This is a genomic window from Celeribacter sp., assembly GCF_048270365.1.
In the GTDB taxonomy this organism is placed as follows: Bacteria; Pseudomonadota; Alphaproteobacteria; order Rhodobacterales; family Rhodobacteraceae; genus Celeribacter.
Window position 1 is genome coordinate 85,919 of the sequence record NZ_JBLWTA010000005.1, and the last position, 22,197, is coordinate 108,115.

General features: G+C 59.4%; 26 protein-coding genes. 9 read left to right on the forward strand and 17 right to left on the reverse strand.

The features are described 5' to 3' along the window. Complete coding sequence (gene ggpS, locus ACN0X0_RS08720) at positions 1–1,512, forward strand: glucosylglycerol-phosphate synthase (RefSeq protein WP_417278836.1); 1,512 nt, start codon at positions 1–3, stop codon at positions 1,510–1,512. 37 nt (positions 1,513–1,549) lie between these two features. Here the strand turns inward: ggpS and ACN0X0_RS08725 are convergent, their stop codons facing one another. The 8 genes from ACN0X0_RS08725 to ACN0X0_RS08760 all read right to left on the reverse strand — a co-directional run bounded on the left by ACN0X0_RS08725 (position 1,550) and on the right by ACN0X0_RS08760 (position 8,809). After that, positions 1,550–3,064, reverse strand: coding sequence for an acetyl-CoA hydrolase/transferase family protein (locus ACN0X0_RS08725; RefSeq protein WP_417278837.1), 1,515 nt, complete (start codon positions 3,062–3,064; stop codon positions 1,550–1,552). A gap of 329 nt (positions 3,065–3,393) precedes the next feature. Beyond that, entirely contained in the window at positions 3,394–3,582 is a 189-nt protein-coding gene (locus tag ACN0X0_RS08730) for a hypothetical protein (protein WP_417278838.1), read from the reverse strand. 94 nt (positions 3,583–3,676) lie between these two features. After that, complete coding sequence (locus ACN0X0_RS08735) at positions 3,677–4,888, reverse strand: TCR/Tet family MFS transporter (protein ID WP_417278839.1); 1,212 nt, start codon at positions 4,886–4,888, stop codon at positions 3,677–3,679. A 54-nt stretch (positions 4,889–4,942) separates the two neighbouring features. Then, positions 4,943–5,671 carry an alpha/beta fold hydrolase gene (locus ACN0X0_RS08740; RefSeq protein WP_417278840.1) on the reverse strand — a complete coding sequence of 243 codons (729 nt, stop codon included), beginning with the start codon at positions 5,669–5,671 and terminating at the stop codon, positions 4,943–4,945. Next, positions 5,664–6,551 (reverse strand): 3-oxoadipate enol-lactonase, encoded by an 888-nt coding sequence (gene pcaD / locus ACN0X0_RS08745; RefSeq protein WP_417278841.1) that lies wholly within the window; start codon positions 6,549–6,551, stop codon positions 5,664–5,666. Before pcaD ends, ACN0X0_RS08740 begins: the two co-directional genes overlap by 8 nt. Before the next feature lie 91 nt (positions 6,552–6,642). Then, positions 6,643–6,975, reverse strand: a complete 333-nt coding sequence (locus tag ACN0X0_RS08750) for a 5-aminolevulinate synthase (RefSeq protein ID WP_167601759.1) — start codon at positions 6,973–6,975, stop codon at positions 6,643–6,645. 152 nt (positions 6,976–7,127) lie between these two features. Continuing rightward, a complete protein-coding gene (locus tag ACN0X0_RS08755) occupies positions 7,128–7,967 on the reverse strand; it encodes an alpha/beta fold hydrolase (RefSeq protein WP_417278842.1) in 840 nt (279 codons plus the stop codon). A 62-nt stretch (positions 7,968–8,029) separates the two neighbouring features. After that, positions 8,030–8,809, reverse strand: a complete 780-nt coding sequence (locus tag ACN0X0_RS08760; protein WP_417278843.1) for a hypothetical protein — start codon at positions 8,807–8,809, stop codon at positions 8,030–8,032. Positions 8,810–9,064: 255 nt separating this feature from the next. Here ACN0X0_RS08760 and ACN0X0_RS08765 point away from each other — a divergent pair, with 255 nt between their 5' ends. Beyond that, positions 9,065–9,685 carry a hypothetical protein gene (locus ACN0X0_RS08765; RefSeq protein ID WP_417263319.1) on the forward strand — a complete coding sequence of 207 codons (621 nt, stop codon included), beginning with the start codon at positions 9,065–9,067 and terminating at the stop codon, positions 9,683–9,685. Between the two features lie 21 nt (positions 9,686–9,706). Here the strand turns inward: ACN0X0_RS08765 and ACN0X0_RS08770 are convergent, their stop codons facing one another. From ACN0X0_RS08770 to fabA, 5 genes are all read right to left on the reverse strand, one after another. Further along, positions 9,707–10,573 (reverse strand): hypothetical protein, encoded by an 867-nt coding sequence (locus ACN0X0_RS08770; RefSeq protein ID WP_417278844.1) that lies wholly within the window; start codon positions 10,571–10,573, stop codon positions 9,707–9,709. Positions 10,574–10,722: 149 nt separating this feature from the next. Continuing rightward, on the reverse strand, positions 10,723–11,307 hold the full coding sequence (locus tag ACN0X0_RS08775) for a histidine phosphatase family protein (RefSeq protein WP_417278845.1): 585 nt from the start codon (positions 11,305–11,307) through the stop codon (positions 10,723–10,725). Then, positions 11,307–12,095, reverse strand: coding sequence for an enoyl-ACP reductase FabI (locus tag ACN0X0_RS08780; RefSeq protein WP_417278846.1), 789 nt, complete (start codon positions 12,093–12,095; stop codon positions 11,307–11,309). The genes ACN0X0_RS08775 and ACN0X0_RS08780 overlap by 1 nt, the downstream gene beginning before the upstream one ends. Positions 12,096–12,104: 9 nt before the next feature. Then, positions 12,105–13,334 (reverse strand): beta-ketoacyl-ACP synthase I, encoded by a 1,230-nt coding sequence (fabB, locus tag ACN0X0_RS08785; protein WP_417278847.1) that lies wholly within the window; start codon positions 13,332–13,334, stop codon positions 12,105–12,107. Positions 13,335–13,374: 40 nt separating this feature from the next. Then, a complete protein-coding gene (gene fabA / locus ACN0X0_RS08790) occupies positions 13,375–13,884 on the reverse strand; it encodes a bifunctional 3-hydroxydecanoyl-ACP dehydratase/trans-2-decenoyl-ACP isomerase (RefSeq protein ID WP_417263314.1) in 510 nt (169 codons plus the stop codon). A 207-nt stretch (positions 13,885–14,091) separates the two neighbouring features. Between fabA and irrA the strand changes: the two genes are divergently transcribed. Genes irrA through ACN0X0_RS08805 form a run of 3 tightly spaced genes read left to right on the forward strand, consistent with a single transcriptional unit; the run spans position 14,092 to position 15,514 of the window. Then, positions 14,092–14,526, forward strand: a complete 435-nt coding sequence (gene irrA / locus ACN0X0_RS08795; RefSeq protein ID WP_417278848.1) for an iron response transcriptional regulator IrrA — start codon at positions 14,092–14,094, stop codon at positions 14,524–14,526. Positions 14,527–14,549: 23 nt separating this feature from the next. Further along, positions 14,550–14,906: a hypothetical protein gene (locus ACN0X0_RS08800; protein WP_417278849.1), complete on the forward strand. Its 357-nt coding sequence runs from the start codon at positions 14,550–14,552 to the stop codon at positions 14,904–14,906. Further along, positions 14,906–15,514, forward strand: coding sequence for a DNA-3-methyladenine glycosylase I (locus tag ACN0X0_RS08805; RefSeq protein WP_417278850.1), 609 nt, complete (start codon positions 14,906–14,908; stop codon positions 15,512–15,514). Before ACN0X0_RS08800 ends, ACN0X0_RS08805 begins: the two co-directional genes overlap by 1 nt. Before the next feature lie 23 nt (positions 15,515–15,537). Here ACN0X0_RS08805 and ACN0X0_RS08810 read toward each other — a convergent pair whose 3' ends face one another. From ACN0X0_RS08810 to ACN0X0_RS08825, 4 genes are all read right to left on the reverse strand, one after another. Then, the gene (locus ACN0X0_RS08810) at positions 15,538–15,945 is read right to left on the reverse strand and encodes a hypothetical protein (RefSeq protein ID WP_417278851.1); all 408 of its coding nucleotides are present in this window, start codon (positions 15,943–15,945) and stop codon (positions 15,538–15,540) included. A 173-nt stretch (positions 15,946–16,118) separates the two neighbouring features. After that, positions 16,119–16,547 (reverse strand): FKBP-type peptidyl-prolyl cis-trans isomerase, encoded by a 429-nt coding sequence (locus ACN0X0_RS08815; protein WP_417263309.1) that lies wholly within the window; start codon positions 16,545–16,547, stop codon positions 16,119–16,121. 129 nt (positions 16,548–16,676) lie between these two features. Continuing rightward, a complete protein-coding gene (locus tag ACN0X0_RS08820; protein WP_417278852.1) occupies positions 16,677–17,345 on the reverse strand; it encodes a hypothetical protein in 669 nt (222 codons plus the stop codon). Next, a complete protein-coding gene (locus ACN0X0_RS08825; RefSeq protein WP_417278853.1) occupies positions 17,346–18,209 on the reverse strand; it encodes a hypothetical protein in 864 nt (287 codons plus the stop codon). A 242-nt stretch (positions 18,210–18,451) separates the two neighbouring features. On the opposite strand from ACN0X0_RS08825, the gene miaB reads away from it, so the two are divergent. The 4 genes from miaB to ACN0X0_RS08845 all read left to right on the forward strand — a co-directional run bounded on the left by miaB (position 18,452) and on the right by ACN0X0_RS08845 (position 22,191). Further along, complete coding sequence (miaB, locus tag ACN0X0_RS08830) at positions 18,452–19,789, forward strand: tRNA (N6-isopentenyl adenosine(37)-C2)-methylthiotransferase MiaB (protein WP_417278854.1); 1,338 nt, start codon at positions 18,452–18,454, stop codon at positions 19,787–19,789. 321 nt (positions 19,790–20,110) lie between these two features. Beyond that, on the forward strand, positions 20,111–20,617 hold the full coding sequence (locus tag ACN0X0_RS08835) for an OmpA family protein (RefSeq protein WP_417278978.1): 507 nt from the start codon (positions 20,111–20,113) through the stop codon (positions 20,615–20,617). 11 nt (positions 20,618–20,628) lie between these two features. Continuing rightward, a complete protein-coding gene (locus ACN0X0_RS08840; RefSeq protein ID WP_417263306.1) occupies positions 20,629–20,958 on the forward strand; it encodes a hypothetical protein in 330 nt (109 codons plus the stop codon). Positions 20,959–21,180: 222 nt separating this feature from the next. Further along, a complete protein-coding gene (locus tag ACN0X0_RS08845; RefSeq protein WP_417278855.1) occupies positions 21,181–22,191 on the forward strand; it encodes a PhoH family protein in 1,011 nt (336 codons plus the stop codon). Positions 22,192–22,197 lie beyond the last annotated feature (6 nt).

Sequence of the window (22,197 nt, forward strand, 5' to 3'; positions counted from 1 at the left end):
ATGTCTTCCAATCTTGTGATCGTTTACCACCGCCAGCCTTACGAAGAGGTCGAAGTGGACGGCAAAATCGAATACCGCGAAAACAAAAGCCCGAATGGCATCGTGCCGACGCTCAAAAGCTTTTTCGGACGCGTCGACAAGGGCGCCTGGATCGCGTGGAAACATGCTGACGATCCGGCAAACCCGGACTTTGAACGCGTGATCGAGATCGACGACGCTTACGGCAAATACACGGTGTCGCGCCTGCCTCTGACGCCGGAGCAGGTAACGAGTTTCTATCACGTCTCCTCGAAAGAGGCGTTCTGGCCGATCCTGCATGGCTTTAAAGAGCGCTACAATTACGACCCCGTCGACTGGCCGACCTTCCGTGAGGTGAACTGGGCCTTTGCCGAGGCCGCCGCTGCCGAGGCTGCCGAGGGGGCCGTGGTTTGGGTGCATGATTATAACCTGTGGCTGGTGCCCGGCTACCTGCGCACGCTGCGTCCCGATGTGAAGATCAGTTTCTTCCACCATACGCCGTTCCCGAACGCCGATATTTTCAATGTGCTGCCCTGGCGCAAGGAGATTTTGGAAAGCCTTCTGGCCTGCGACGTCGTCGGTTTCCACATCCCGCGTTACGTGAACAATTTCGTCTCCGCCGCGCGGTCCCTGTTGGAGGTCGAAACGCTGAAACGCGAGAAGGTGAAGCCGGAACTGGCGTCTGAAACCTCTGCGCTCTCCGAGCAATCCGTGGTGACCGAGGTGGGCTATAACGAGCGCACCGTGCGGCTTCAGGCCAGCCCCGTGGGCGTCGATGTCGACTACATCGAAAGCCTCGCGCAAAGCGATAAGACAGCGGCCAAGGTCAAGGAGATCAAACAAGAGATCGGTGACGGTCAGTTGATCCTCTCGGTCGGACGCACCGATTACACCAAGGGCGGCATCGAACAGCTCGAAAGCTATGAGCGCTTGTTGGAAACTCGCCCCGACCTGCGCGGTAAGGTGCGGTTGATGCATGTCTCTGTCGCGGCCAATTCGAACATGACTGCCTATGAGGAAATTCAACGCGATCTCGAACATCTCGCCGGTAAGATCAACGGGCGCTACGGCACCTTTGAATGGCAACCTATTGCGCTGATTTCGCGGCCTGTGCCGTTTGAGGATCTGGTGGCCTACTATCGTGCCGCCGATGTCGCCTGGATCACGCCTTTGGCGGATGGCATGAATTTGGTGTGCAAGGAATATTGCGCCGCGCGGACGGATGAGGACGGGGTTCTGGTGCTGTCGGAATTTGCGGGCGCCGCGGTCGAATTGGCCGCCGCTGTGCCGACAAATCCGTTCTCGCATAAGTCGATGGATGGGGCGATCCAGTTCGCGCTCGACCTGCCGCCAGAGGAGCGCCGAGGCCGCATGATCTCCAACCGCAAGATGGTCAAACTGCAAGACATTCGGTTCTGGGCAGAGGATCAGATGCAGGCCTTCGGCGCGGGCGAAGTGCCGCTCGATCTGATCACCGGCGGCCAAGCGGCCTGAGTCATAAAAAAGGCCTCCCGCAGGGGAGGCCTTTTTCTTACTTCATCGAACCCGTGTCGATGAACTTTTGGTGCCAACTCAGCGCCTCGCGCAAATCATGCGGCGCGTGACCGCCAAACGAGCTTTTCTTCGCCCGCTCGTAATAGTCGCGCAGCATGTCGCGATAGGCGGGATGCGCGCATTTCTCGATGATCAACTCGGCCTTCTGTTTCGGATCGAGACCGCGCAGATCGGCGAGGCCCTGTTCCGTCACGATGACCTGAACGTCCTGGTTGATGTGATCCACATGGCTGGCCATCGGGACAATCGCCGAGATCGCGCCGCCCTTGGCGGTGGAGGGCGTCATGAAGATCGACACAAAGGCATTGCGGGCAAAATCGCCAGAGCCACCGATGCCGTTCATGATCCGCGAGCCCATCACGTGGGTCGAATTGACGTTGCCATAAATGTCCGCCTCGATCAGACCGTTCATCGCGACACAGCCCAAACGCCGCACCAGCTCCGGGTGGTTGGAGATTTCCTGCGGGCGCAGGATCAGCTTGTCGCGGTAACGATGCGCCTCGGCGTTGAACCGTTCCGCCGCCTCGGGCGACAGAGAGAAAGCGGTGGCGGAGGCCATGCGCAGCTTGCCCGCGTCGAGCATGTCCAACATGCCGTCCTGAATCACCTCGGTGAAGGCGGTCATGTTCTCGAACGGGCTGTCCAAAAGCCCGGCAAGCACAGCGTTGGTGACATTGCCGACACCGGATTGCAGCGGCAAAAGCTCCTTCGGCATCCGGCCCATTTTCAGTTCATGCGACAGGAATTCCAACAGGTGGCCTGCGATGTCCAAAGCGGTCTGGTCGGGTTTCGCGAAAGGTGCGTTGCGGTCTGGGGTGTCGGTCTCGACGATGGCGACGATCTTGGCGGGATCGACTTTGAAATGCGGCTGTCCGATGCGGTCGTCTGCCTTGATCAGCGGAATGCCAACCCGGTTCGGCGGCAGTGCTGTGCCATAGTAAATGTCATGCATCCCGTTGAGATGTTCGCTCTGCCAGGAATTCAGCTCAAGGATGATCTTGTCCGCACATTCCAGCCAGGTCTTGTTGTTGCCAATCGACGAGGACGGGATCAGATCGCCCTCGGGCGTGATGCCGGAAATTTCCACCACGGCGGTGTCGAGTTTGCCCAGAAAGCCCTGCCATGCCATCGGCGCCACCTGAGACAGGTGCATGTCGAAATAGTTCATCTCGCCTTTGTTGATCTTTTCGCGCGCGATCGGATCGGAGTTATAGGGCAGGCGGAAATCAATGCCGTCGGCCTTGGCCAGCGCGCCGTCAAGCTCGGGGCCCGTCGAGGCGCCGGACCAGATCTTGATACGGAATTTTTCGCCCGCCGCGTGTTTTTCTTCAATCCGCGTGGCCAGGGCCAAAGGCACGGCTTTCGGATAGCCCGAGCCGGTAAAGCCGCTCATGCCCACGGTCGCGCCATTGTCGACGAGGGCGGCGGCGTCTTCGGCCGACATGATTTTGGACTGTAGAGATGCGGGAATAGGACGGCGCGTGATGCTCACGAGGTTTCTCTCCGGCTGTATGTAAACGCTGACTGAAAAAGCGGGGGCGGGTCCGGGGAAGAGAGGTGTCGCGATCACGCGGCTTGGTTGCCTCCTCCCACAGAGTCTCCCAATTCGCTGCATCTACGCGCCATCTGCGGGGAGCTTCCAGTCACATTCTGATGAGGCAACCCGGATATGCAATTTGCGCACAGATTTTTGAATCATTCTTTGCAAAAGCAATAAGTTGAGGCGAGTTTGCAAATGGGATTTGCAGTGGCAAACCGCTTGGGCCCATGGAAAAGGCCCGCAGGGGCTGCGGGCCTGAAACGTTCACATAGAAAGGGGGCTTAGGCCGAAATGCCCCGGTCGATGCGCAGGAATTGTTTGACGCGGGACGCACCTTTCGGGCTTTGGCGCTCCCGGTCCATTTTGGCCCAGACACCGGAGCGCCCGGTGGCACGATCTTGGCTCAAATATTGCACCAGACGGCTGGAATCGGATTTGCGATGCGGTCTGTCTGTAATGTGGCGTGTCATAAGGTCTCCTCCTCTTATGGAGCAACAGTATAGCAGATTCTGTCCGATGTGCGGCGATTCAGATCAAATCGCGTAAAAACGGGATTAAATCCGCTCATGAGACAGGCTGACGCCGATGCCAGCGCCAAAGGATCAGCCCGCCGGTCAAGACGATGACCAGAGACAACAGAAATGGCGCGCCGGGCATGTAATGCGCGGTGCCGGGGCGCGAGAAGATCGCGAAGGTTTCGGTCATGATCAAGGGGCTGAGGATGGTCGCAAGCGCGGCGATGGAGCCCGTGACGCCCTGCAATTCGCCCTGTTGATCGTCGGGCGTGGCGCGGCTCATCATGCCTTGGAGCGCGGGGATGGAGATTGCGGAAATGCCCGACAGAACCGACATGATCCAGAGCATCGGCACGCTGGTGGTGAGGCCGAAGGTCAAAAACACCACCGCATCCAGAAGGATCCCCGCCATGGCGACGCGGTAGGCGCCAAAGCGTTTGACCAGAGGGCCGACCAAAACGGCCTGCGCCAACCCCATAGAGACGCCAAAGGCAAAGAGCGTCATGCCGGTGGCGACGGTGTCGAAGCCAAAGCGTTCTTCAGTGTAAAACGCCCAGACCGCCGGGTAGACGAAATAGGCCAATTCATAGAGGCCGAAGACGATGAGCAACCCGGTGAGGCCCTTGAGCGAGCCGACGGCGCGGAAGGCGCTAAAGGGATTGCCGCGGCGCAAATCGAACCGGCGACGTTTTTCGGGCGCGAGGCTTTCCGGCATGACGAAAAAGCCAAAGAGCATATTCGCTCCGGCAATGACGGCGGCGGCATAAAATGGCGCGCGGGTGTCGATCCCGGCCAAAAGCCCGCCAATCATCGGCCCCAAGGCAAAACCCAGCCCGAAGGCGGCGTGAATATAGCCGAAATTGCGTTCGCGATCCTCGGGCGCGGAAATATCGGCCATGAAAGCAGCCGCAGTGCCGGGCGTAGCGGCGGTGATTCCGGCGATCAGACGCCCGATGAGCAAAAGCCAGATCGTCGGCGCTACGGCCATGACGAGATAATCGAGCATCATGACGAAGAGCGCCGTCAGGAGGATCGGTTTACGTCCGAAGCGGTCAGAAAGGTTGCCCACCAAAGGCCCGAACAGGAATTGCATCACGGCAAAGCCCGTCGCCAAAACCCCGCCCCAAATCGCCGCATCGGCCAGCGCGCGCCCGGTCAGCTCGCGGATGAGCGAGGGCATAACTGGGAAAATCAACCCGATGCCGATGGCGTCGATGAGAACCGTGAGGATGATAAACAAAATGGGCAGGCGTGTGAGCATAGGCGGTATCCAAAACAATCCCGCCTTTGTGGCCGCAAGTTTGCGTCCTGTCCATCACCGTTGCCGCACAATTCCGATCAGCAGATCCGCAAGCCGTTTTGGCATGGCGAGAAACGGCGAATGCCCGGAGGGCAGGTGATGGACGTGATCCTCGGGCCAGCCTTGGGACATCTTGCGCTGGTCCTCGGGCGGGATCACCCGGTCGTTGTCGCAGATCACATAGTGGCGCGGCAGGTCGGTCGAGGCCTCCGTGATATGGAGGGGCGTTTCCTGCGGGGCGATGGCTTGCGGGCCGAGGTGGGCCTTGGCGAAGTCGGCGACCTCGTCGGGACAATCGTGATAGAGTGCTTTGATCCCAGTGTCCGCTTTGAACCGAAAGGCGCGGCCATCGTCGGTGCGTTCGATCAGGTCGAGCACGGGGTGTTCGGTGGCCCTTCGGCGCATGTCGGCAAGGCTCATCCCGTCCTGCGGGACATAGGCGCAAAGATAGACGAGGCTGGCGATTTTCTCCGGCGCTGTCTCGGCCACGGCAGTGATCGGGTAGCCACCCGCGGAATGGCCGACCAAGACAACCGGCCCGCCGTGTTTCGCGATGTCGGCCAGAATGGCGTCGCGGTAGCGCTCCAAAGTGACCTCGGTGTAATCTGTCAGGCTCTCCCCATGGGACGGCAGATCGAGCGCGCGGGCTTTGAGGCCCCGGCGCTCAAGTTCTGGCAGTAGATCGCGCCAGCACCACGCGCCATGGGCGGAGCCGTGGACCAGAAGGATCGTAGGGTCAGCCATCGTCATGCTCACCGTGGGAATGGTCATGGTGGTGGTGATGTCCGTGATGAGGGGCATTGAGCATCGGCAGATGATCATGCGGGTTAGGATCGCGCCGGACATGGGCGATCTCGGTGAGGAATTGGCTCAGGATCGCGGCATAGTCTTCGGGCGCATCGACGGGCGGCAGATGTCCGGAGCGCCGCATCAGATGGAACTGCGCGCCGGGAATGACGCCCAGCGTTTCCTGCACCAGATCGGGCGGCGTCGATCCGTCATAGCCGCCCGCGATGCCCAGACAGGCAAGCCGAAGCCCCGAGGTCGGCGTGTAGAAATCCGTGCCCGCAATGGCAGCGGCACAGCCGAGATAGCCCTCAAGAGATGTGTCCAGAATGGATTGGCCCCAGCGCTTGGCCTCTTCCGTTTTGCGAAATCCGGGGGCGAACCAACGCTCCATCGTGGGGGCCACAAGAGCCTCCATACCTTTCTCGCGCACCTCTGCGATGCGTTTGTCCCAGACGCTGCGCACGCCGATTTTGGCCGCCGTGTTCGACAGCACCAGCGCGCGCACCTGATCGAGCCGCTTGACCGCCAGCCCCTGTGCGATCAGCCCGCCGATGGAAATGCCGACAAACACCGCGTCTTGCACTTTGAGCGCGTCCAAAAGCCGCTCGGCATCGCGCACCAACGCGCCCATCGCATAGGGGCCTTTCGGCACGTCCGACCCGCCATGGCCGCGCAGATCATAGCGAATGAGCCGCAAGCCTTCCGGCAGATGCGGCAGGACCGCGTCCCAGAGATGCAGATTGGTCCCCAAGGCATGGGCAAAGACCACGGGCGCGCCGTCTTCCGGCCCGCTCACCTCGATGTTCAGCGACAGCTCTCCGATCTCGACCCGCATCTGGTTCTCCTTTTGAGGGCACCATAGGCGGGGCAGAGGGGAGGCTCAACCTCATGCGCGCCTCATGCGCGCGACCCTAATGCGCGCCACCTTAATGGGCGACAGTCGCCAGCCCGACAAAGATGAACCCCATACCAAGCGCCAGCCGCGGCGTGATCTGTTCGCCGATCAGACAGGCAAAGCTCAAGACGATGGCCGTCTCGACCGCGATGACGATGAGATAGAGCTGGCTGACCGGGGCCTGCCGCAAAAGGATGATTTCGAAGATGATCGCAGCGAGAAGCCCCGCGACGATCAGACAAAGGCCAAAGGGCGAGGGCATCGCACCGGAACTGGCCACAAGCTTCATCCCGACGGTGGCAAGGGCATAGCCCGCTCCGACCAGGACCAGAAACACCAAATGGTGCGTTGGAAGCGCAAACATGGGACTCCAAAGATACACGAGTTAACACACGCGAAAGAGCCTATGACGCGGCGTGGCCCTGATACGCCGCGCAGTCCGACCCTTTGCGCCGTTACGTTGAACGTCGCTGACCTTTACGTCAAGTCCGGGAAACCTGTCTTTCAGGCCTCTTTTCAAACCTCTATGCGGGCAAGGAACCGCGCAATCACATCGAGGCTTTCCGGCTCGTCGAGAAAGGGCACATGGCCACGATCTTTGACCTCGGCGGCGATCATGTCGGGGCGGCGGCGCTGCATTTCCTCCATCGTGCTCTTCGGCAGTAGATTGGAGTTCTCGCCCCTCAGAAGCGCCAAGGGCAGCCCGTCGAAGGCCTCGAACAGCGGCCAGAGATCGGGGAGCGCTCCGGTGACACTCTGGGCTTTGATCGCCTCAAGCAAGCCGGGATCGTAGCGCAATTCCAGACGGCTCTCCCCCTCCGCCCAGATGCGGCGCGCGTAAGTGAGCCATTGATCGCGGCTCAGGTTCGGGAATTGCGCGCCCAAGGCTTTGGGCAATTTGTCGGCAGCGTCCTCAAAGCTGCGATAGGCCGAGGGACGGCCAAGGTAATCCATGATATGCGAAAGCCCCTGCGCGTCCATCTCCGGCCCGATGTCATTGAGCAAGACGCCAGACAGCCGCGCCTTTGCCGTCACGGCCAGCGCCATGGCAATCAGCCCGCCGCGCGAGGTGCCGAGGATGGCGGCCTTGTCGATCCCGAGATGATCGAGCAGGGCAAGGGCATCGGCGCTTTCCTGCGGAATGGTGTAATTCATCACATTCGGATCATGATCGGAGGCCCCGCGTCCCCGGCTGTCGAGGCGAATGATCTGCGCGTCGTCCGCGAAATGATCGACCACGGGTTCGAAATCGTCCATGTTGCGCGTGAGGCCCGCGAGACACAGCACAGGCACGCCCGTGCCCTGAACGTCATAGGCCAGATTGAGCCCGTCGGATGTGGTGAAATAGTGAACCATAGTGCGCCCCCTTTCTCCAAAGAGTGCCATGGAGCGGGGCGGATGAACAGTCTTAGATCGGCCTAGAGCAACCCGGTCAAAAGCCAGAACCCACCGGTGAAATGCACTGTGAGCACAAAGGCATAACAGGACATCACCAAAAGCGCCTGATTGTGGGTCAGGCGTTCTTGCGCCGGACGGCGGCGGTGCAAGAGGCTTTGAAAACCCGCGACGGCGAGGATCGCCATGGCGATGGAATGATCGCGCAAAGCGGCGGAGGCAAAGGCGGCGCTCATGAAGAGGGTCACGAAGGTGCGCAGCTGCGGCCAGAAAGCATCTGAGACGCTTTGCACCACACGCCCGCCGCCAAAGGGCAAAAATGGCAGGAGCATCAGGAAATTGAACGTGCCGAGCATGATCGCCATGACGCGCAGCACATTGGCAATCCCCGGCGCGATGGGGGCAAGCACATGAAACAGGCCAAAGCCGATGATCATCGGCGGTATCGCAAGCGCGGGCGCATAGAGCGCGGCAAAGCTTTCCTCAAGCGCGTGATCGAAAGGCCGGTCGGAGCGGGGCGCGGCCATGAAGGGCAGGGGCACGAGACGCACGCGAGCCACGTCATGGCCGATGATACGCACCGCCAAAGCCGAGCCGATCTCATGCAAAAGCACCGCGAGGACAAAGCCAAAGCCGAACATCGGAGAGGTCAGTGTGGCCACAGCGACCGTGATGACAAAACCGACGAGTACGCCCAAACCATTGAACCCGCTGGGCCGGATGTGCCCCTCGGTCGGGGCCGGGCTGGTCACCAGCGGCAGGGCCATGAGGCCTACGGCAAGGGCGAGCAAAAGAAAGATCATCAGTGAGTCGGACCGCCGCATTCGAATAATATTTGAGGTTTTGATGGGTCTTAAATGTGGCGACAATGTGGCGCAGAGGGCTGTGTGGCGCGACCTCTGGAGTGTTGAACGCAGTGTTTCCACAGCCGCAACATTGTGATCGGCCACATCGTGTCGGCAACAGGTTCGGGCAAAAAACAGCCACGCGATGCCGGGACGCTTGCCTGACCGCGCGAAGGCTCTACCCTAAGCGAAAAACAGTGGCTGGAGGCCCGAATGAACAGCACGGTGGAAAAACTCCGCGAAAGCCTGCGGGATTTGCAACTTCAGCTGGAAAAAGAGGCCCAGGAGGCGCGGGACCGGTTTCAATACCGATTCTCGAACGGGCGGGTCGTATTTGAGGAAGAGGCCCGCAAGCGTGGCCGTGCCTTGCGCGTCCGCTGGTCGGTCTTTCTGCGCCGCGCGCGGCCTTGGGAGATCGTCACAGCACCGGTGATCTACGGGTTGATCATCCCTTTTGCCCTGATGGATCTCTTCGTGACGGTCTATCAACTGATCTGTTTTCCGGTCTACGGCATCCCGAAGGTGAAGCGCAAAAATTACATCGCCGTCGACCGCCACAAGCTCACCTATCTCAATTTCATGCAGAAACTGAACTGCGTCTATTGCGGCTATTGCAACGGGCTTTTGGCCTATGTGCGCGAGGTGGCGGGGCGCACGGAATATTATTGGTGCCCGATCAAACACGCGCGCAACCTGCCGGATCGGCACGAGCAATATCAACATTTCCTCGCTTTCGGAGATGGTGAGGCGTGGGATGAGAAATTCATCGAAATGAAGGGCCGCGCGCGGGCCTGTGAAAGCTGCGACAGTTGCGGGCCGGGGGGCTGTCACTGAGTGGGTCTGAAGGTGAACTTGTCAGGCGGCGGTGCAGTCGCTCGCCCTTGTGACATGTTGAAACACGGGTCGCTCTTCAGGATCTACAAAAAGGCTTTCGACCGATCCACCCGCATGAAGTGCTGGACCGAAACTGTCCAACGGGCATATCCAGTCATCTAAGATGTCACCGTCGAAATAATCGGCGGTCAATTCCGAGTTATAGACGACATAGTGATAAGTCAGCCTGTCCTCCGACGCGAGGATACGCACCAAAAGCACGCCAGGCTCCGTGTCCGCCGGAAGCGAGTCCGCAAGGTTCATGGCAACATGCCGGAAATAATGCTCGACGCCGAGTTTCTTCACCCACATCGCATCAAATTGCAGGGTTTCCCCGCCTTCAAGCGGTCTAAGTTCGGCCGTTACAAGAGAGTTGCCAAGACCCTTGCCCACACCCCAGATCAAGAGCCCCATGACCACGAGGACCGAAGAGCCCTGCGCCAGTTTTGGGTTTTGCTCAGCGGCCTTTTGGGCCGCGCCCGCCTTGAACAGCATGTAGAACACGCCGAAAGGTACGAAAAGCACGAAGGTGCGTTTGCGGCTGCCGCAGATGTCGCGGGATCGTGCCTGCGCGATCATGCTCATAAGCACACCGGACAGAGTAAGCCCCAAGAGGTAAGATGGCATCAGGAGGGAGAGCCAGCCGGTCGCAAAGGCTCGGCCGGCCCAAAGGAAACTGCTTTCATTCAGATTGATCAGAACGATGATGCTGGCCAGAGCGAGAAAGAATTTCGCGCGCCCCATAGGGGCAAGATGTTTGCCGATCCCCAAGGCCCAGGCTAGCAAACCGGATGCGATCAAAAGGGCATATGCGCCGAGCATGATGGCGCTTGGAGTCTGATAGGTCATCCAAATGTAAAATGCGTACATGGCAGAAAGGCTTTTCAGATGGCAGCAAATGTTCAGGGAACTGTGTCTTTGCGACGCTGGTAAGGCAATCCTGACGGCAGAGAAAACAGGCCTCGTATCAAATACGACACAGCCGCCCGATCGTCCGCTCAGCGCATCTTTTCCAGCGGCGTCCAGCCGAATTCCAGCGCGCGGCTTTTGAGATCAAAGGCAAAAACATTGCCGCCGCCCGCCGGTTGATCGGCGCTGCGCGAAATCGGGGCCTTGGTGAGCGACAGCATCAACAATGTGCCGACACCGCCATGGCCGCAGATCAGAACATCGCCCGCCTCGTGCCCCGCGTGCCCCGCAAGCGTCGTTTCCACCGCGTTTACGACGCGGGTCTGGGCGTGGCGTGCGGGCTCCCAGCCGCGAATGCTCTCGTCAGGGTGCGCGAAAAAGGCGTCCGCCATGGCCTCGAACTCCTCGGGCGGCAGGAAGCCCGTCGAAGAACGGTCGTTTTCATGCAGCGCAGGCCAGGCGGTCAGCGGCAGGGACTTGGCCTCGGCAAAATGCGCCGCGGTTTCCATCGCCTTGTTCTCGGCCGAGCTGATGATGCGGGTGACGTTTTGGTGCCATGAAGACAACAAAGCCGCCTCCAATCGGAGACGGCCTGTGTGATTGAGACCCCAGCGGGGGACGGGCACCTCCCTGTCCAGCGCGATTTGCGGATGGGACAGGTAGAAAACCCGCATCAGAGATTTTCGATCCGGGGCATGCCCATGATGTGATAGCCACCATCGACGCGGATGATCTCGCCGGTGGTGAAAGCGCCACCGTCAGAGGCCAGATAGACCGCTGTGGCACCGACCGCTTCGAGCGTCGCGTTGGACTGCATCGGCGCGTTTTGTTCGGCGTGTTTGTAGGTCCGGCGCGCGCCCCCGATGGCGGAACCGGCAAGCGTTTTCATCGGGCCGGGGGAGATCGCGTTGACGCGAATGCCCTCGGGGCCGAGGTCGTTGGCGAGGTAGCGCACCGAAGATTCGAGCGCCGCCTTGGCCACGCCCATGACGTTGTAATTCGGCACGACCGTGTTCGAGCCCGCGAAGGTCAGCGTCATCAAAGTGCCGCCATCCGTCATCAACTCGGACGCGCGTTTGGCGACGTCGATGAAGCTGAAACACGAGATGTGGAGCGAGTTCTTGAAATTCGCCTCAGACGTGTCGCGGAACCGGCCCGTGAGTTCGGATTTGTCCGAATAGGCGATGGCGTGAACGACGAAATCGAGCTTGCCCCATTTGTCTTTGAGCGCCGTAAAGGCCTCGTCCATCTGTTCCGGGTTGGTCACATCGACATCGACCATCGTGTCAGAGCCGACGGAGCTTGCCAGCGGCTCAAGACGTTTGCCAAAGGCCTCGCCCTGATAGGTAAACGCCAGTTCCGCGCCCTCATCGGCGCAGGCTTTTGCGATGCCCCAGGCAATGGAGCGCTCATTGGCGACGCCCATCACGAGCCCGCGTTTGCCTTTGAGAAGATCAGCCATCTGTGTCTTTTACCCCAGATATTTCGACAGGATCATCGAGCCGTTGGTGCCACCGAACCCAAAGGAGTTGGTCATCACCGAGTCGAGGCCCGCATTTTCCACCAGTTTGGTGGCAATCTCACCCTCGTTGATCGCGGGATCAAGCGTTTCGACGTTGATCGAGGGGATGATGAAATCGTTCTGAAGCGCCAGCAAACAATAGACCGCCTCTTGCGCGCCGGTGGCGCCCTGAGAGTGGCCGGTCATGGATTTCGTCGAGGAAATCACCGGGGTTTGACCTTCGCCAAAGACGCGACGGACGGCTTCGACCTCGCCCACATCGCCGACGGGGGTCGAGGTGCCGTGCGCGTTGATGTAGCCGACCTTGCGGCCCTCTTCGAGGGTGGAGAGCGCCAGACGCATCGCGCGTTCGCCGCCTTCGCCGGAGGGCGCCACCATGTCGGCGCCGTCGGAGGTGGCGGCAAAGCCGGTCACTTCGGCGTAAATCTTGGCACCGCGGGCTTTCGCGTGTTCCAGCTCTTCGAGCACCAAAATCGCTCCGCCGCCGGAGATCACAAAGCCATCGCGGTTCGCGTCAAACGCGCGAGAGGCTTTCTCGGGCGTGTCGTTATATTTCGAGGACATCGCACCCATGGCGTCGAACAGGCAGGACAGGGTCCAGTCCAGTTCCTCACCACCGCCTGCGAACATCACGTCTTGTTTGCCCATCATGATCTGCTCGGCGGCATTGCCGATGCAGTGCAGGGAGGTCGAACAGGCCGAGGTGATCGAGTAGTTGATGCCCTTGATCTGATACGCCGTCGCGAGGTTCGCAGAAATCGTCGAGCCCATGCATTTCGGAACCGCAAACGGCCCGACGCGCTTGGTGGACATCGATTTGAGCACAGACTGGTGCGCGGTCAGCATGGCCGATGTGGACGGACCACCGGAACCCGCAATCAGACCCGTGCGCGGGTTTATCACGTCGCTCTCTTCCAGACCGGAATCCGCAATCGCCTGATTCATAGCGATATAGGCATAGGCCGCACCCGGCCCCATGAACCGCAGCGCGCGCTTGTCGACATGTTCTTTGATGTCGATGTCCACGGCGCCCGCGATTTGCGAGCGGAACCCGTATTCCTTCATGTCCTCATTGGCGGTGATACCAGATTTGCCCATCTTCAAAGAGGCAAGCACTTCTTCGGCATTCGTGCCGATGGAGGAGACGATCCCGAGACCTGTGACGACGACGCGACGCATGGGCGTATTCCTTTTGTTTGAGTTCGACTGTGTCCTGAGATCAGCTCTCGGACAGCGCGACTTTCATATCTTTGACCTGATAGATCACTTCGCCGTCGGCTTCGACGATGCCGTCCGCGACGCCCATGGTCAGGCGGCGGGTCTGGATCGCTTTGGTGAAGTCGATCTTATAGGTCAGCATTTTACGATCCGGGCGGACCATGCCGGTGAGTTTCACTTCGCCGACGCCAAGCGCGTAACCGCGCCCCTGCCAGCCGCGCCAGCCGAGGTTGAACCCGGTGAGCTGCCACAGACCATCGAGGCCGAGACAGCCGGGCATGATCGGGTTGCCGGGAAAATGGCAGTCGAAGAACCACAGATCGGGCGTGATGTCGAATTCCGCGATCACGTGACCTTTGCCATGCGCACCACCATCGCCGGAGATCTCCGTGATGCGGTCCATCATCAGCATCGGCGGGGCCGGAAGCTGGGCGTTGCCCTCTCCGAACAGCTCGCCGGCTGCGCATTTCAAAAGGTCTTCTTTCGTGAAGCTCGTCGGATAATCTGCCATCGGTCTGCGCTCTGCCTTCCACATCTCTTTAAGTCGCACCCCCTCTATCACCCGGTGCCCCGCGCGTGCAAGGCGCAAGAGAAGAGGTCGCACTCATGGTTTCGTGCTATGATATAAGGGTTTTGATCCAACGTGTAAGGGATTTCCGATTGAATTTCGCATTCCTTTTCCCCTATATTCTCCTCTGTACCCAGGAAATGAATGCACATGACCCAGATTGCAGACACAGAAATTCGCCGAGGTGAGGCTTGGTTGGCCGGGGGCGGCGTGCGCCCGACGCGTCAGCGTGTGGCGCTTGCCACGCTTTTGGTCGGCGATGGGCATGACCGCCATGTGACCGCCGAAAGCCTGTTCGAGGCCGTGCAGGATGCGGGCGAAAAAGTGTCTCTGGCCACGGTCTACAACACGCTGCGCGCGTTTTGTGAGGCCGGTCTGATGCAAGAGGTCACGGTCGATGGCTCGCGCAGCTATTTCGATACCAATATGGACGAGCACCCGCATTTCTTCTGGGAAGACAATGGCGAGCTGACCGACGCGCCGTCTGAACAGCTCAAGATCGAACGCTTGCCTGCCGCGCCCGAAGGCATGGAGATCGCCTCCGTCGATGTGGTGATCCGCCTGCGTCCGAAGGCCAAACACTGAGTTTTTCACGCTCTGCCCAGCTTTTGATCGGCGCTGTCCTTTGGGCGATGCCGGGGCTTTCTGTCGCGCAGAGCATGGGGCAGGGCGCCTTGCCTGTCCGTTTCGATCCTGAGCGTTTCGATGAGGCCTCAGAGGCTGACCAATTCCACGTGTTTTTCACCGAGCGCAAATTGCTGGCCGATGAGACATGGTACGTGGTGGGCCGTTGCCAGACGGCGCCTGAGCCAGCGTCCTTGAACGTGGTTGCTTTTGAGCATTTGGCCGACACGACGGTCTATCTCACCTCCTATGGCTATACCGCCGACCGTCAGGTGTGCATCGTCAACCCTGATGACGCCCCGCCCGCCTTTTGGCGCGCGTATGAGAAAAGGACGCCTTGATGGTTTTTATCGGTGAAGATGGTTTGAGCCGCTGTTCTTGGTGCGCCAGCCACCCGGAGTATATCCGCTACCACGACGAGGAATGGGGCTATCCGGTCTCCGAGGATCAGCGCCTCTTCGAGAAAATCTGTCTCGAAGGCTTTCAGTCTGGCCTGTCGTGGTGGACGATCCTGCAAAAGCGCGAGAACTTTCGCGCCGCTTTCGAGGGTTTCGATTTCCACAAGGTCGCCCAGTTCGGCCAAAGCGACATCGAGCGCCTGTTGCAGGACAAAGGCATCGTGCGCCACCGCGGCAAGATCGCAGCCACGATCAACAACGCCGCCCGCGCCATCGAGATGCAGGCGGAATTCGGCAGTCTGGCCGCGTTTTTCTGGCGCTATGAAGGCCGCGAAGAGGCGCGTCACATCGAGGGCGTGCCCTCTGTCACGGAGACCTCAAAGCGCCTGTCGAAGGATTTGAAAAAGCGCGGCTGGAATTTCGTCGGTCCGACCACCTGCTATGCCTTTATGCAGGCGATGGGGCTGGTGAACGACCATCACCCGGACTGCGCGCATCACGCCAAAGCCGAAGCCCTACGCGCTGCTTTCACGCCGCCTGCGGTGGCCTGAGCCGGCAATTCGACTAAGCAGCATTACCGCGACACATGCGCGGCCAGCCCCTTGAGCCAGGCACGCAACGGCGCAGGATTAAACACGGCCAAGGGCGCCAACGCCTGCGTCGCCACCATAAGCTCTGTGTCCCATGCCTGTCGTTCCGCTTCAACCGCCTCTGGCAAGGGCAACGCGGCGGCGGCCTTGAGCATCTGACGCAATTCCTGAACGTCGCGCATCTGGCGAAAGGCCTCGATCATCGGCCGCGCCAGTCGCGGTTGATCGCGCCACGTCTGCGTGAAAAGCGCCGTGACCTTTTGTCCGGCGCCAAGACATTCAAATGCCACACAGCCGAGATAGCCCGCCTCGGACAATCGCGCATGGATCGCACAGGAAAACCCTTCGAGATTGTGGCACGGCAGCCCCGCAGGCTTATCATGTCCAAACATCTCGCCCTCATCGAACGCGAAAGCCATGCAGCACAGCGCAGCGCAATTGGAACAATCTGAGGCGAACTCTGAAGTCATGCCGCCATTTGACTCCAAACAGCCATATGATCAATTAAAAAGGCGGCCCGCCCATCGCGCGCCGCCCTGTTTCCTTTGCTGAGCAAATACTCAGCTTAAACGATTTCCACCAGTTCGATGGCAAAGGTCAGGTCTTCGCCCGCCAGACGGTGGTTGGCGTCCAGCGTCACTTCTTCGTCTGTCACTTCGACGACCGTGACGGGGATCACCTGGCCCTGCGGGGATTGCATCTGAAGCTGAAGACCCACCTCAAGCGGGATCTCCGCCGGGATTTGCGCGCGCGGCACGGCCTGTTGCGCATCGGCGTGACGGGGGCCATAGGCTTCGTCGGCGACGGCCACGATGGTTTTCTTTTCGCCGACGGTCATGCCCGGCAGGTGCTTGTCCATGCCCGGAATGATCTGGCCGGAGCCAACTTCGAATTCCAGCGGATCGCGGCCTTCGGAGCTGTCAAAGACGGTGCCGTCCGCCAGCGTGCCGGTGTAGTGAATGCGTACTTTGTCGCCCGATTTAACTTCGGTCATGAAGAGTCCTAACTGTTCGGGGTGGGTTTTTGGGGCCGCGTCTTTGCGGGTGCCCAATGACGATTGCGCGAGAGGATAGGGGTTGTGCCTCTGTTGTAAACCCCCATGCCGAAATCGTGGCGAAATTCGTCAGCCTAACGGTTTGCAGGAGTCGCGATAGATAATTGGATTGACATGCGGATATTGCTCTTGGTCGATGAGATAAAAATCGTTCGCTTTATAAGACCACGCCATCCAATCGCCGTTCGGCAGGTGCGCGACCGCATGATAGCTGCTCTCAAAGCCATCTGCCGCATCAAGACGACTTTCCCGAACACTCTGTTGCCAGAGGCAGGTTGCGCCAAGTTCTCGTGCCTTTTCTGGGATGAGTTCGGCAAAATGGGCTTCGACGGAATGGCTTACAACCACAAAAGTGAGGGCCGGAAGGGCGGGCAGGAGCAGAACGGCGCTCACATGTCTCCGGAAGAACAAAAGGCCGATCGTCGGGAGGAACCAAGTGATCGAGGTCAGCCAGAGAACGGTTCCGTGAAAATCGTGAAGGAAAATCTTGTAGCGAAAGGGATCAATCAGAAACCCCATCAAGACCAGTGGCGCGTAGCCAAGGCCACCGATGGTAAAGATGGAAGATGCGGAACCGTCTGAAGCGATGATGAGAATGCATGCTTGAATGTAGAGGAGCGCCAAGACCGGAGCCGCTTTGTTGTTACGCCAAGCGCGAGCAACCGGTCTAATGGCCCAAAAATACAGCGCCAAATATCCAAGTGCGGCCAGTAGGAGAAGTGCGAGGTAAATGCCCACCTAAAACCACTGCCCCGGTTCCATCAGCCCCAAGTCCAGCAACTGCTGGCTGTGCCATTCGAACTCGACCGAGTTGTGCCACATGAAGTTGTGGATGTCGTAGGTCGAACCTGCGTTGCTTTTCAACGCTTTCGCGGTGCGAAACGAGGCGATGGTGGCGGTCAGGTTGTGATGCCAGGGGCAGGCGTAGGTGTTGTATTCCTCGTCGTTGAACAGATGTTCCTCGCTAAGGCGCAGCCCCTTCTTGGCCTTGAAAATCGCGATGCGGTCGATGCGGCGACGGTGCGGCGGCATGTGTTCTTCGAACCGCCATCTGAGCCCGCCGAAAAAGTCGAGCTGGCGGTCTTTTGGGTGCCCCACGGCATTGTTGCGGCCCAAGGCGTAATAGCCGGAGCGGTCGAGATGTGCGTCCTCCAGAGACACCGCATTCGGATGCGCGCTCAGGTCCTCGGCATAGAGATCGGCGACATAGCAAAGCATCGCGTCGCGCCGCTCTTCGGTGTGAAAGGTGAGCATGTCCGTGATCGTGCGCGTCTCGCAGAAGGGAAAGAACAGGTATTCCGCGTTGTAGCAGTAATACATCCAAATCCCTGGTGCTGCCTCGATCATCCGATTGACGGCGTCAGACAGCATATTGGGCGCGCGGGTGGCGTAGCGGATGCGATGGATTTTGGCCTCCAGCCCCTCGGGCAGGCGCACGTCGTCAGGCGCAAAAAGCAGCACCTGTTTGAAGCCCAAAGACAGATGATGGCGCAGCGTTGTGTCGACCTCGACCAGATCCTCGGCAAAGATCATCGCAATCGGCCCTTTCAACAGGGCCTCTTTGCCGTCGGTGAGAAATGTGTCGAGGCTGTCGTACCGCATGAAAATCCTTTGCCCGGGGAATGTCGCCCGTTTCGGGTAAAAAATGCATGAAGGGCAGGGGATTGCAAGGATTGCGGAAACAATCGTGTCGCCCAGCTGTGGGTCTGTCTCTCTTGTGCCGCAGCGGAATGACTTTGGCACATGGGACGATCAGGCGCACACCGGGGCAAAACCCGTTTGATCCATCCTGCCTGTTGCGGTAGAGAAGCGCCTTAATTCCCAGCATGCGTGGACCCTTCCTCATGGCCGAGACACCGAGCAACACCAAAAAGCTGTTCATCAAGACCTATGGGTGCCAGATGAACGTCTACGACAGCGAGCGCATGGCCGAGGCGCTGGGCGGGTCGGGTTACACCGAGGTGTCGTCCCCCGAAGAGGCGGATATGATCCTGTTGAACACCTGCCACATTCGCGAAAAAGCGGCGGAAAAGGTCTATTCGGAACTGGGGCGTTACAAGGATCTCAAGATCGCCAATCCCGATCTCAAGATCGGCGTGGCGGGCTGTGTCGCCCAGGCCGAGGGCGAAGAGATCATCAAGCGTCAGCCCTTGGTGGACCTTGTGGTCGGCCCGCAAAGCTATCACCGCCTGCCGGAGCTTGAGGCCAAGGCCGGGCATGGCGAAAAGGCGCTCGACACCGATTTCCCCGAAGAAGACAAGTTCGAGAAACTGAAATCCCGGCCCAAGGCAAAGCGCGCCCCGGCGGCGTTTTTGACCGTGCAGGAAGGCTGTGACAAATTCTGCGCCTTCTGCGTTGTGCCCTACACGCGCGGGGCCGAAGTGTCGCGCCCTGTGGATCGTGTTCTGACCGAGGCGCGCGATCTGGTCGAGCGCGGGGTGCGGGAAATTACCCTTTTGGGCCAGAATGTTAATGCTTACCATGGCGCAGGTGAGGGCGGAGTTTGGGGCCTTGCTCGTCTCATCCGCGAGCTGGCGAAGGTCGACGGGCTGGAGCGCATCCGCTTTACGACTTCGCACCCGAATGACATGGAAGACGACTTGATCGCCGCGCACGGGGATTGCGACAAGCTTATGCCCTATCTGCATCTTCCGGTGCAGTCCGGGTCGGATAAAATCCTCAAGGCGATGAACCGCAAACACACCGCCGAAGCATACCTCCGTCTGATCGAGCGCATCCGCGCCGCGCGGCCGGACATTGCCATGTCTGGCGATTTTATCGTCGGCTTCCCCGGCGAGACGGATCAGGATTTCGAGGACACCATGAGCCTCGTGCGCGAAGTGGGCTATGGCTCGGCGTTTTCGTTCAAATACTCGCCGCGTCCGGGCACGCCCGCCGCCGAGAAAGAGGCCAAGATGGTGGACCCGGATGTGGCCTCCGAGCGGCTCTACCGTTTGCAGCAGTTGATCACCGAACAACAGCGCGCGTTCCAAGACGCGATGGTGGGGCGTGAGGTCTCCGTTTTGTTCGAACGCAAAGGCCGCCTGCCGGGGCAGATGGTCGGAAAATCCGAATATCTTCATGCAGTTCACGTCACCGATGAGGTTGCCGTGGGCGACATTCAACGTGTGAGAATCACCGAAAGTGGGCCAAACTCTCTGGGCGGTGTGTTGCTGCGCTGAGGCGTGAGCCTGACCATAGGGTAAAGCGATTTACTTGGGCTTATGCTTTGATTGTCAACAATTGTGCGAAATGCATGATTTCGTTCAGATATGAGCCACAATATCTGGTTATTTTCCTTCACATGGCCCCAAAGTTTGCTATCCTTTAACCACAATATTGGTGAGTAGGGCGCAGGCAGCCAGTGGCTGCAGGGGCGCATCTGTTATGGGCGGCCCGAAAACGTGAACATTTGGGGGACGGAAGACGTGACCATCGAATTTCTCAAAAGGGGCCGCGCAGGGTTTGCTGTGGCTGCCTGTCTGGGCTTGGCGATTGCCACCATGGCGACGGCGCCGGTTCAGGCGCAAATGGTGCCTGGCGTTGTGAATGGCGAACGCTATGTGCCGACGATCTGGATCGATCCGGACGGCTGTGAACATTGGGTCATGGACGACGGCGCAGAAGGCTATATGGACCTGAAACTGGACCGTCAGGGCAACCCGACCTGTCACCCGGTGCAAAGCTGTGCCGTGATGAATTCGGATCAACTGTTTGCCACCGACAAATATGCGATTTCCGGGGCGGGTCGCAAACGCCTCACGGATTTCTTCTCTCAGGCGAACGCGACGGCCTATATCATCATCGGCCACACCGACAGCCGCTCCTCTGACGAATATAACATGCGTTTGAGCTACAACCGCGCCAATGCGGTGGCCAAGATCGCGCAAGGCACCGGTGCCCGGATCGCCGATGTGCGTGGCTATGGCGAACGCATGCCGAAAGCGTCCAATTCGACCGCCGCCGGTATGCAGCAAAACCGCCGCGTCGAAATCATCTGTATCAAGTGAGGAGAGAGACGATGAACGTCCTGAAATCCATCGCCCTTCTCGCCGTCCTCGGCTCCACCACCGCCTGTACAGAGGCGGTGATGGGCGAAGCGGGCTATGAGTCGCACAAAAAAGACAAGACTGTGGACCGTGGGTTCGACAGCAAGCATCTGTCCACTCTGGTGGCTGGCATTTGGATCGATCCGAACGGCTGTGATCACTGGATCATCGACGATGGTGTCGAGGGGTACCTCTCCGCTCGTGTCGACAAATACGGCAAGCCGGTCTGTTCCGGTGTCGCGGAACCCAACACTGCGATTGGCCCCTATAAAGACGGCTCGTCTTTCCCTGATCCGGTCTAAGACCGCTCAGGACATGTGATTATCAACGGCCACTCCTCTTGAGTGGCCGTTTTTCGCTGTTAAGATTTTTGCCTATTTTTTGATCGTCTGATTGCGGGTTGGGCGGCCCCTTGCAAAGCCATTTGCGAAGATTTTGTGTCCCCGCTTGCAAGAACCGCAATCCCTTGGCACCATGAGGGAAGGAACCATCACCAGAGTCGGACCATAATTGGAGACACATATTTGGGCCTGAGCGCGTTGACACCCCCGAAATCGCAGGACGCAGTCCACGAAACGCTTCTTGAATTCCATGACAACAGGTTGCTGATTGACCTGTGCGGCGAATTCGACCGAAACCTCGCTCAGATCGAGCATAAGCTCGAGGTTCAGATCGTCCGACGAGGCAATATGTTGTCTGTCATGGGCACTGGCTCCGCCCGGGGCCGCGCAGCCTCTGTCTTGCAGGAACTTTACGGCAAACTCGAAGCCGGTCGCGAAATCGAACCCGGCGACATCGACGGCATGATCCGCATGGGCGAGACGCCGGCGGACAAGGGCCTGCCGGGCGATCAGATGGAAATGTTCCGCGGTGGCGAGGTCGAGATCAAGACCCGCAAGAAACTCGTGGAGCCCCGCACAGAGGCTCAAAAGACCTATGTGCAGAACCTGTTCAAAAACGAGCTGGCCTTTGGCATCGGGCCTGCGGGCACCGGCAAGACCTATCTTGCCGTCGCGGTGGGCGTGAACATGTTGATCAACGGCCATGTCGATAAGATGATCCTGTCGCGTCCGGCTGTGGAAGCGGGCGAGCGTCTGGGCTTTCTGCCCGGCACGCAGGATGAGAAGGTCGATCCCTATATGCAGCCGCTTTACGATGCGCTGAATGATTTCCTGCCCGCCAAGCAGGTGCAGAAGATGCGCGAGGAAAAGACCATCGAGATCGCGCCTCTGGCCTTTATGCGGGGCCGAACGCTGAGCCGCGCCTTCGTGGTTCTGGACGAGGCACAAAACGCCACCACCATGCAGATGAAAATGTTCCTGACCCGTTTGGGCGAAGGCTCGCGCATGGTGATCACTGGCGACCGCTCTCAGGTCGATTTGCCGCGCGGCGTGCCATCGGGTCTGCGCGACGCCGAAAGGATCCTCGCGGGCGTGCCGAACATTTCGTTCAACTACTTCTCGTCGAAAGACGTGGTGCGTCACCCGCTTGTCGCCGCGATCATTGAGGCGTATGAGGCCGACGAAGCGCAATAACCGCAG

Excerpts from the sequence above, each read along its gene's own strand:
- ggpS (WP_417278836.1), top strand. The coding sequence starts at position 1 with ATGTCTTCCAATCTTGTGATCGTTTACCACCGCCAGCCTTACGAAGAG.
- ACN0X0_RS08730 (WP_417278838.1), bottom strand. The coding sequence starts at position 3,582 with ATGACACGCCACATTACAGACAGACCGCATCGCAAATCCGATTCCAGC.
- ACN0X0_RS08735 (WP_417278839.1), bottom strand. The coding sequence starts at position 4,888 with ATGCTCACACGCCTGCCCATTTTGTTTATCATCCTCACGGTTCTCATC.
- ACN0X0_RS08740 (WP_417278840.1), bottom strand. The coding sequence starts at position 5,671 with ATGGCTGACCCTACGATCCTTCTGGTCCACGGCTCCGCCCATGGCGCG.
- pcaD (WP_417278841.1), bottom strand. The coding sequence starts at position 6,551 with ATGCGGGTCGAGATCGGAGAGCTGTCGCTGAACATCGAGGTGAGCGGG.
- ACN0X0_RS08750 (WP_167601759.1), bottom strand. The coding sequence starts at position 6,975 with ATGTTTGCGCTTCCAACGCACCATTTGGTGTTTCTGGTCCTGGTCGGA.
- ACN0X0_RS08755 (WP_417278842.1), bottom strand. The coding sequence starts at position 7,967 with ATGGTTCACTATTTCACCACATCCGACGGGCTCAATCTGGCCTATGAC.
- ACN0X0_RS08760 (WP_417278843.1), bottom strand. The coding sequence starts at position 8,809 with ATGATCTTTCTTTTGCTCGCCCTTGCCGTAGGCCTCATGGCCCTGCCG.
- ACN0X0_RS08765 (WP_417263319.1), top strand. The coding sequence starts at position 9,065 with ATGAACAGCACGGTGGAAAAACTCCGCGAAAGCCTGCGGGATTTGCAA.
- ACN0X0_RS08770 (WP_417278844.1), bottom strand. The coding sequence starts at position 10,573 with ATGACCTATCAGACTCCAAGCGCCATCATGCTCGGCGCATATGCCCTT.
- ACN0X0_RS08775 (WP_417278845.1), bottom strand. The coding sequence starts at position 11,307 with ATGCGGGTTTTCTACCTGTCCCATCCGCAAATCGCGCTGGACAGGGAG.
- ACN0X0_RS08780 (WP_417278846.1), bottom strand. The coding sequence starts at position 12,095 with ATGGCTGATCTTCTCAAAGGCAAACGCGGGCTCGTGATGGGCGTCGCC.
- fabB (WP_417278847.1), bottom strand. The coding sequence starts at position 13,334 with ATGCGTCGCGTCGTCGTCACAGGTCTCGGGATCGTCTCCTCCATCGGC.
- fabA (WP_417263314.1), bottom strand. The coding sequence starts at position 13,884 with ATGGCAGATTATCCGACGAGCTTCACGAAAGAAGACCTTTTGAAATGC.
- irrA (WP_417278848.1), top strand. The coding sequence starts at position 14,092 with ATGACCCAGATTGCAGACACAGAAATTCGCCGAGGTGAGGCTTGGTTG.
- ACN0X0_RS08805 (WP_417278850.1), top strand. The coding sequence starts at position 14,906 with ATGGTTTTTATCGGTGAAGATGGTTTGAGCCGCTGTTCTTGGTGCGCC.
- ACN0X0_RS08810 (WP_417278851.1), bottom strand. The coding sequence starts at position 15,945 with ATGTTTGGACATGATAAGCCTGCGGGGCTGCCGTGCCACAATCTCGAA.
- ACN0X0_RS08815 (WP_417263309.1), bottom strand. The coding sequence starts at position 16,547 with ATGACCGAAGTTAAATCGGGCGACAAAGTACGCATTCACTACACCGGC.
- ACN0X0_RS08825 (WP_417278853.1), bottom strand. The coding sequence starts at position 18,209 with ATGCGGTACGACAGCCTCGACACATTTCTCACCGACGGCAAAGAGGCC.
- miaB (WP_417278854.1), top strand. The coding sequence starts at position 18,452 with ATGGCCGAGACACCGAGCAACACCAAAAAGCTGTTCATCAAGACCTAT.
- ACN0X0_RS08835 (WP_417278978.1), top strand. The coding sequence starts at position 20,111 with ATGGCGACGGCGCCGGTTCAGGCGCAAATGGTGCCTGGCGTTGTGAAT.
- ACN0X0_RS08840 (WP_417263306.1), top strand. The coding sequence starts at position 20,629 with ATGAACGTCCTGAAATCCATCGCCCTTCTCGCCGTCCTCGGCTCCACC.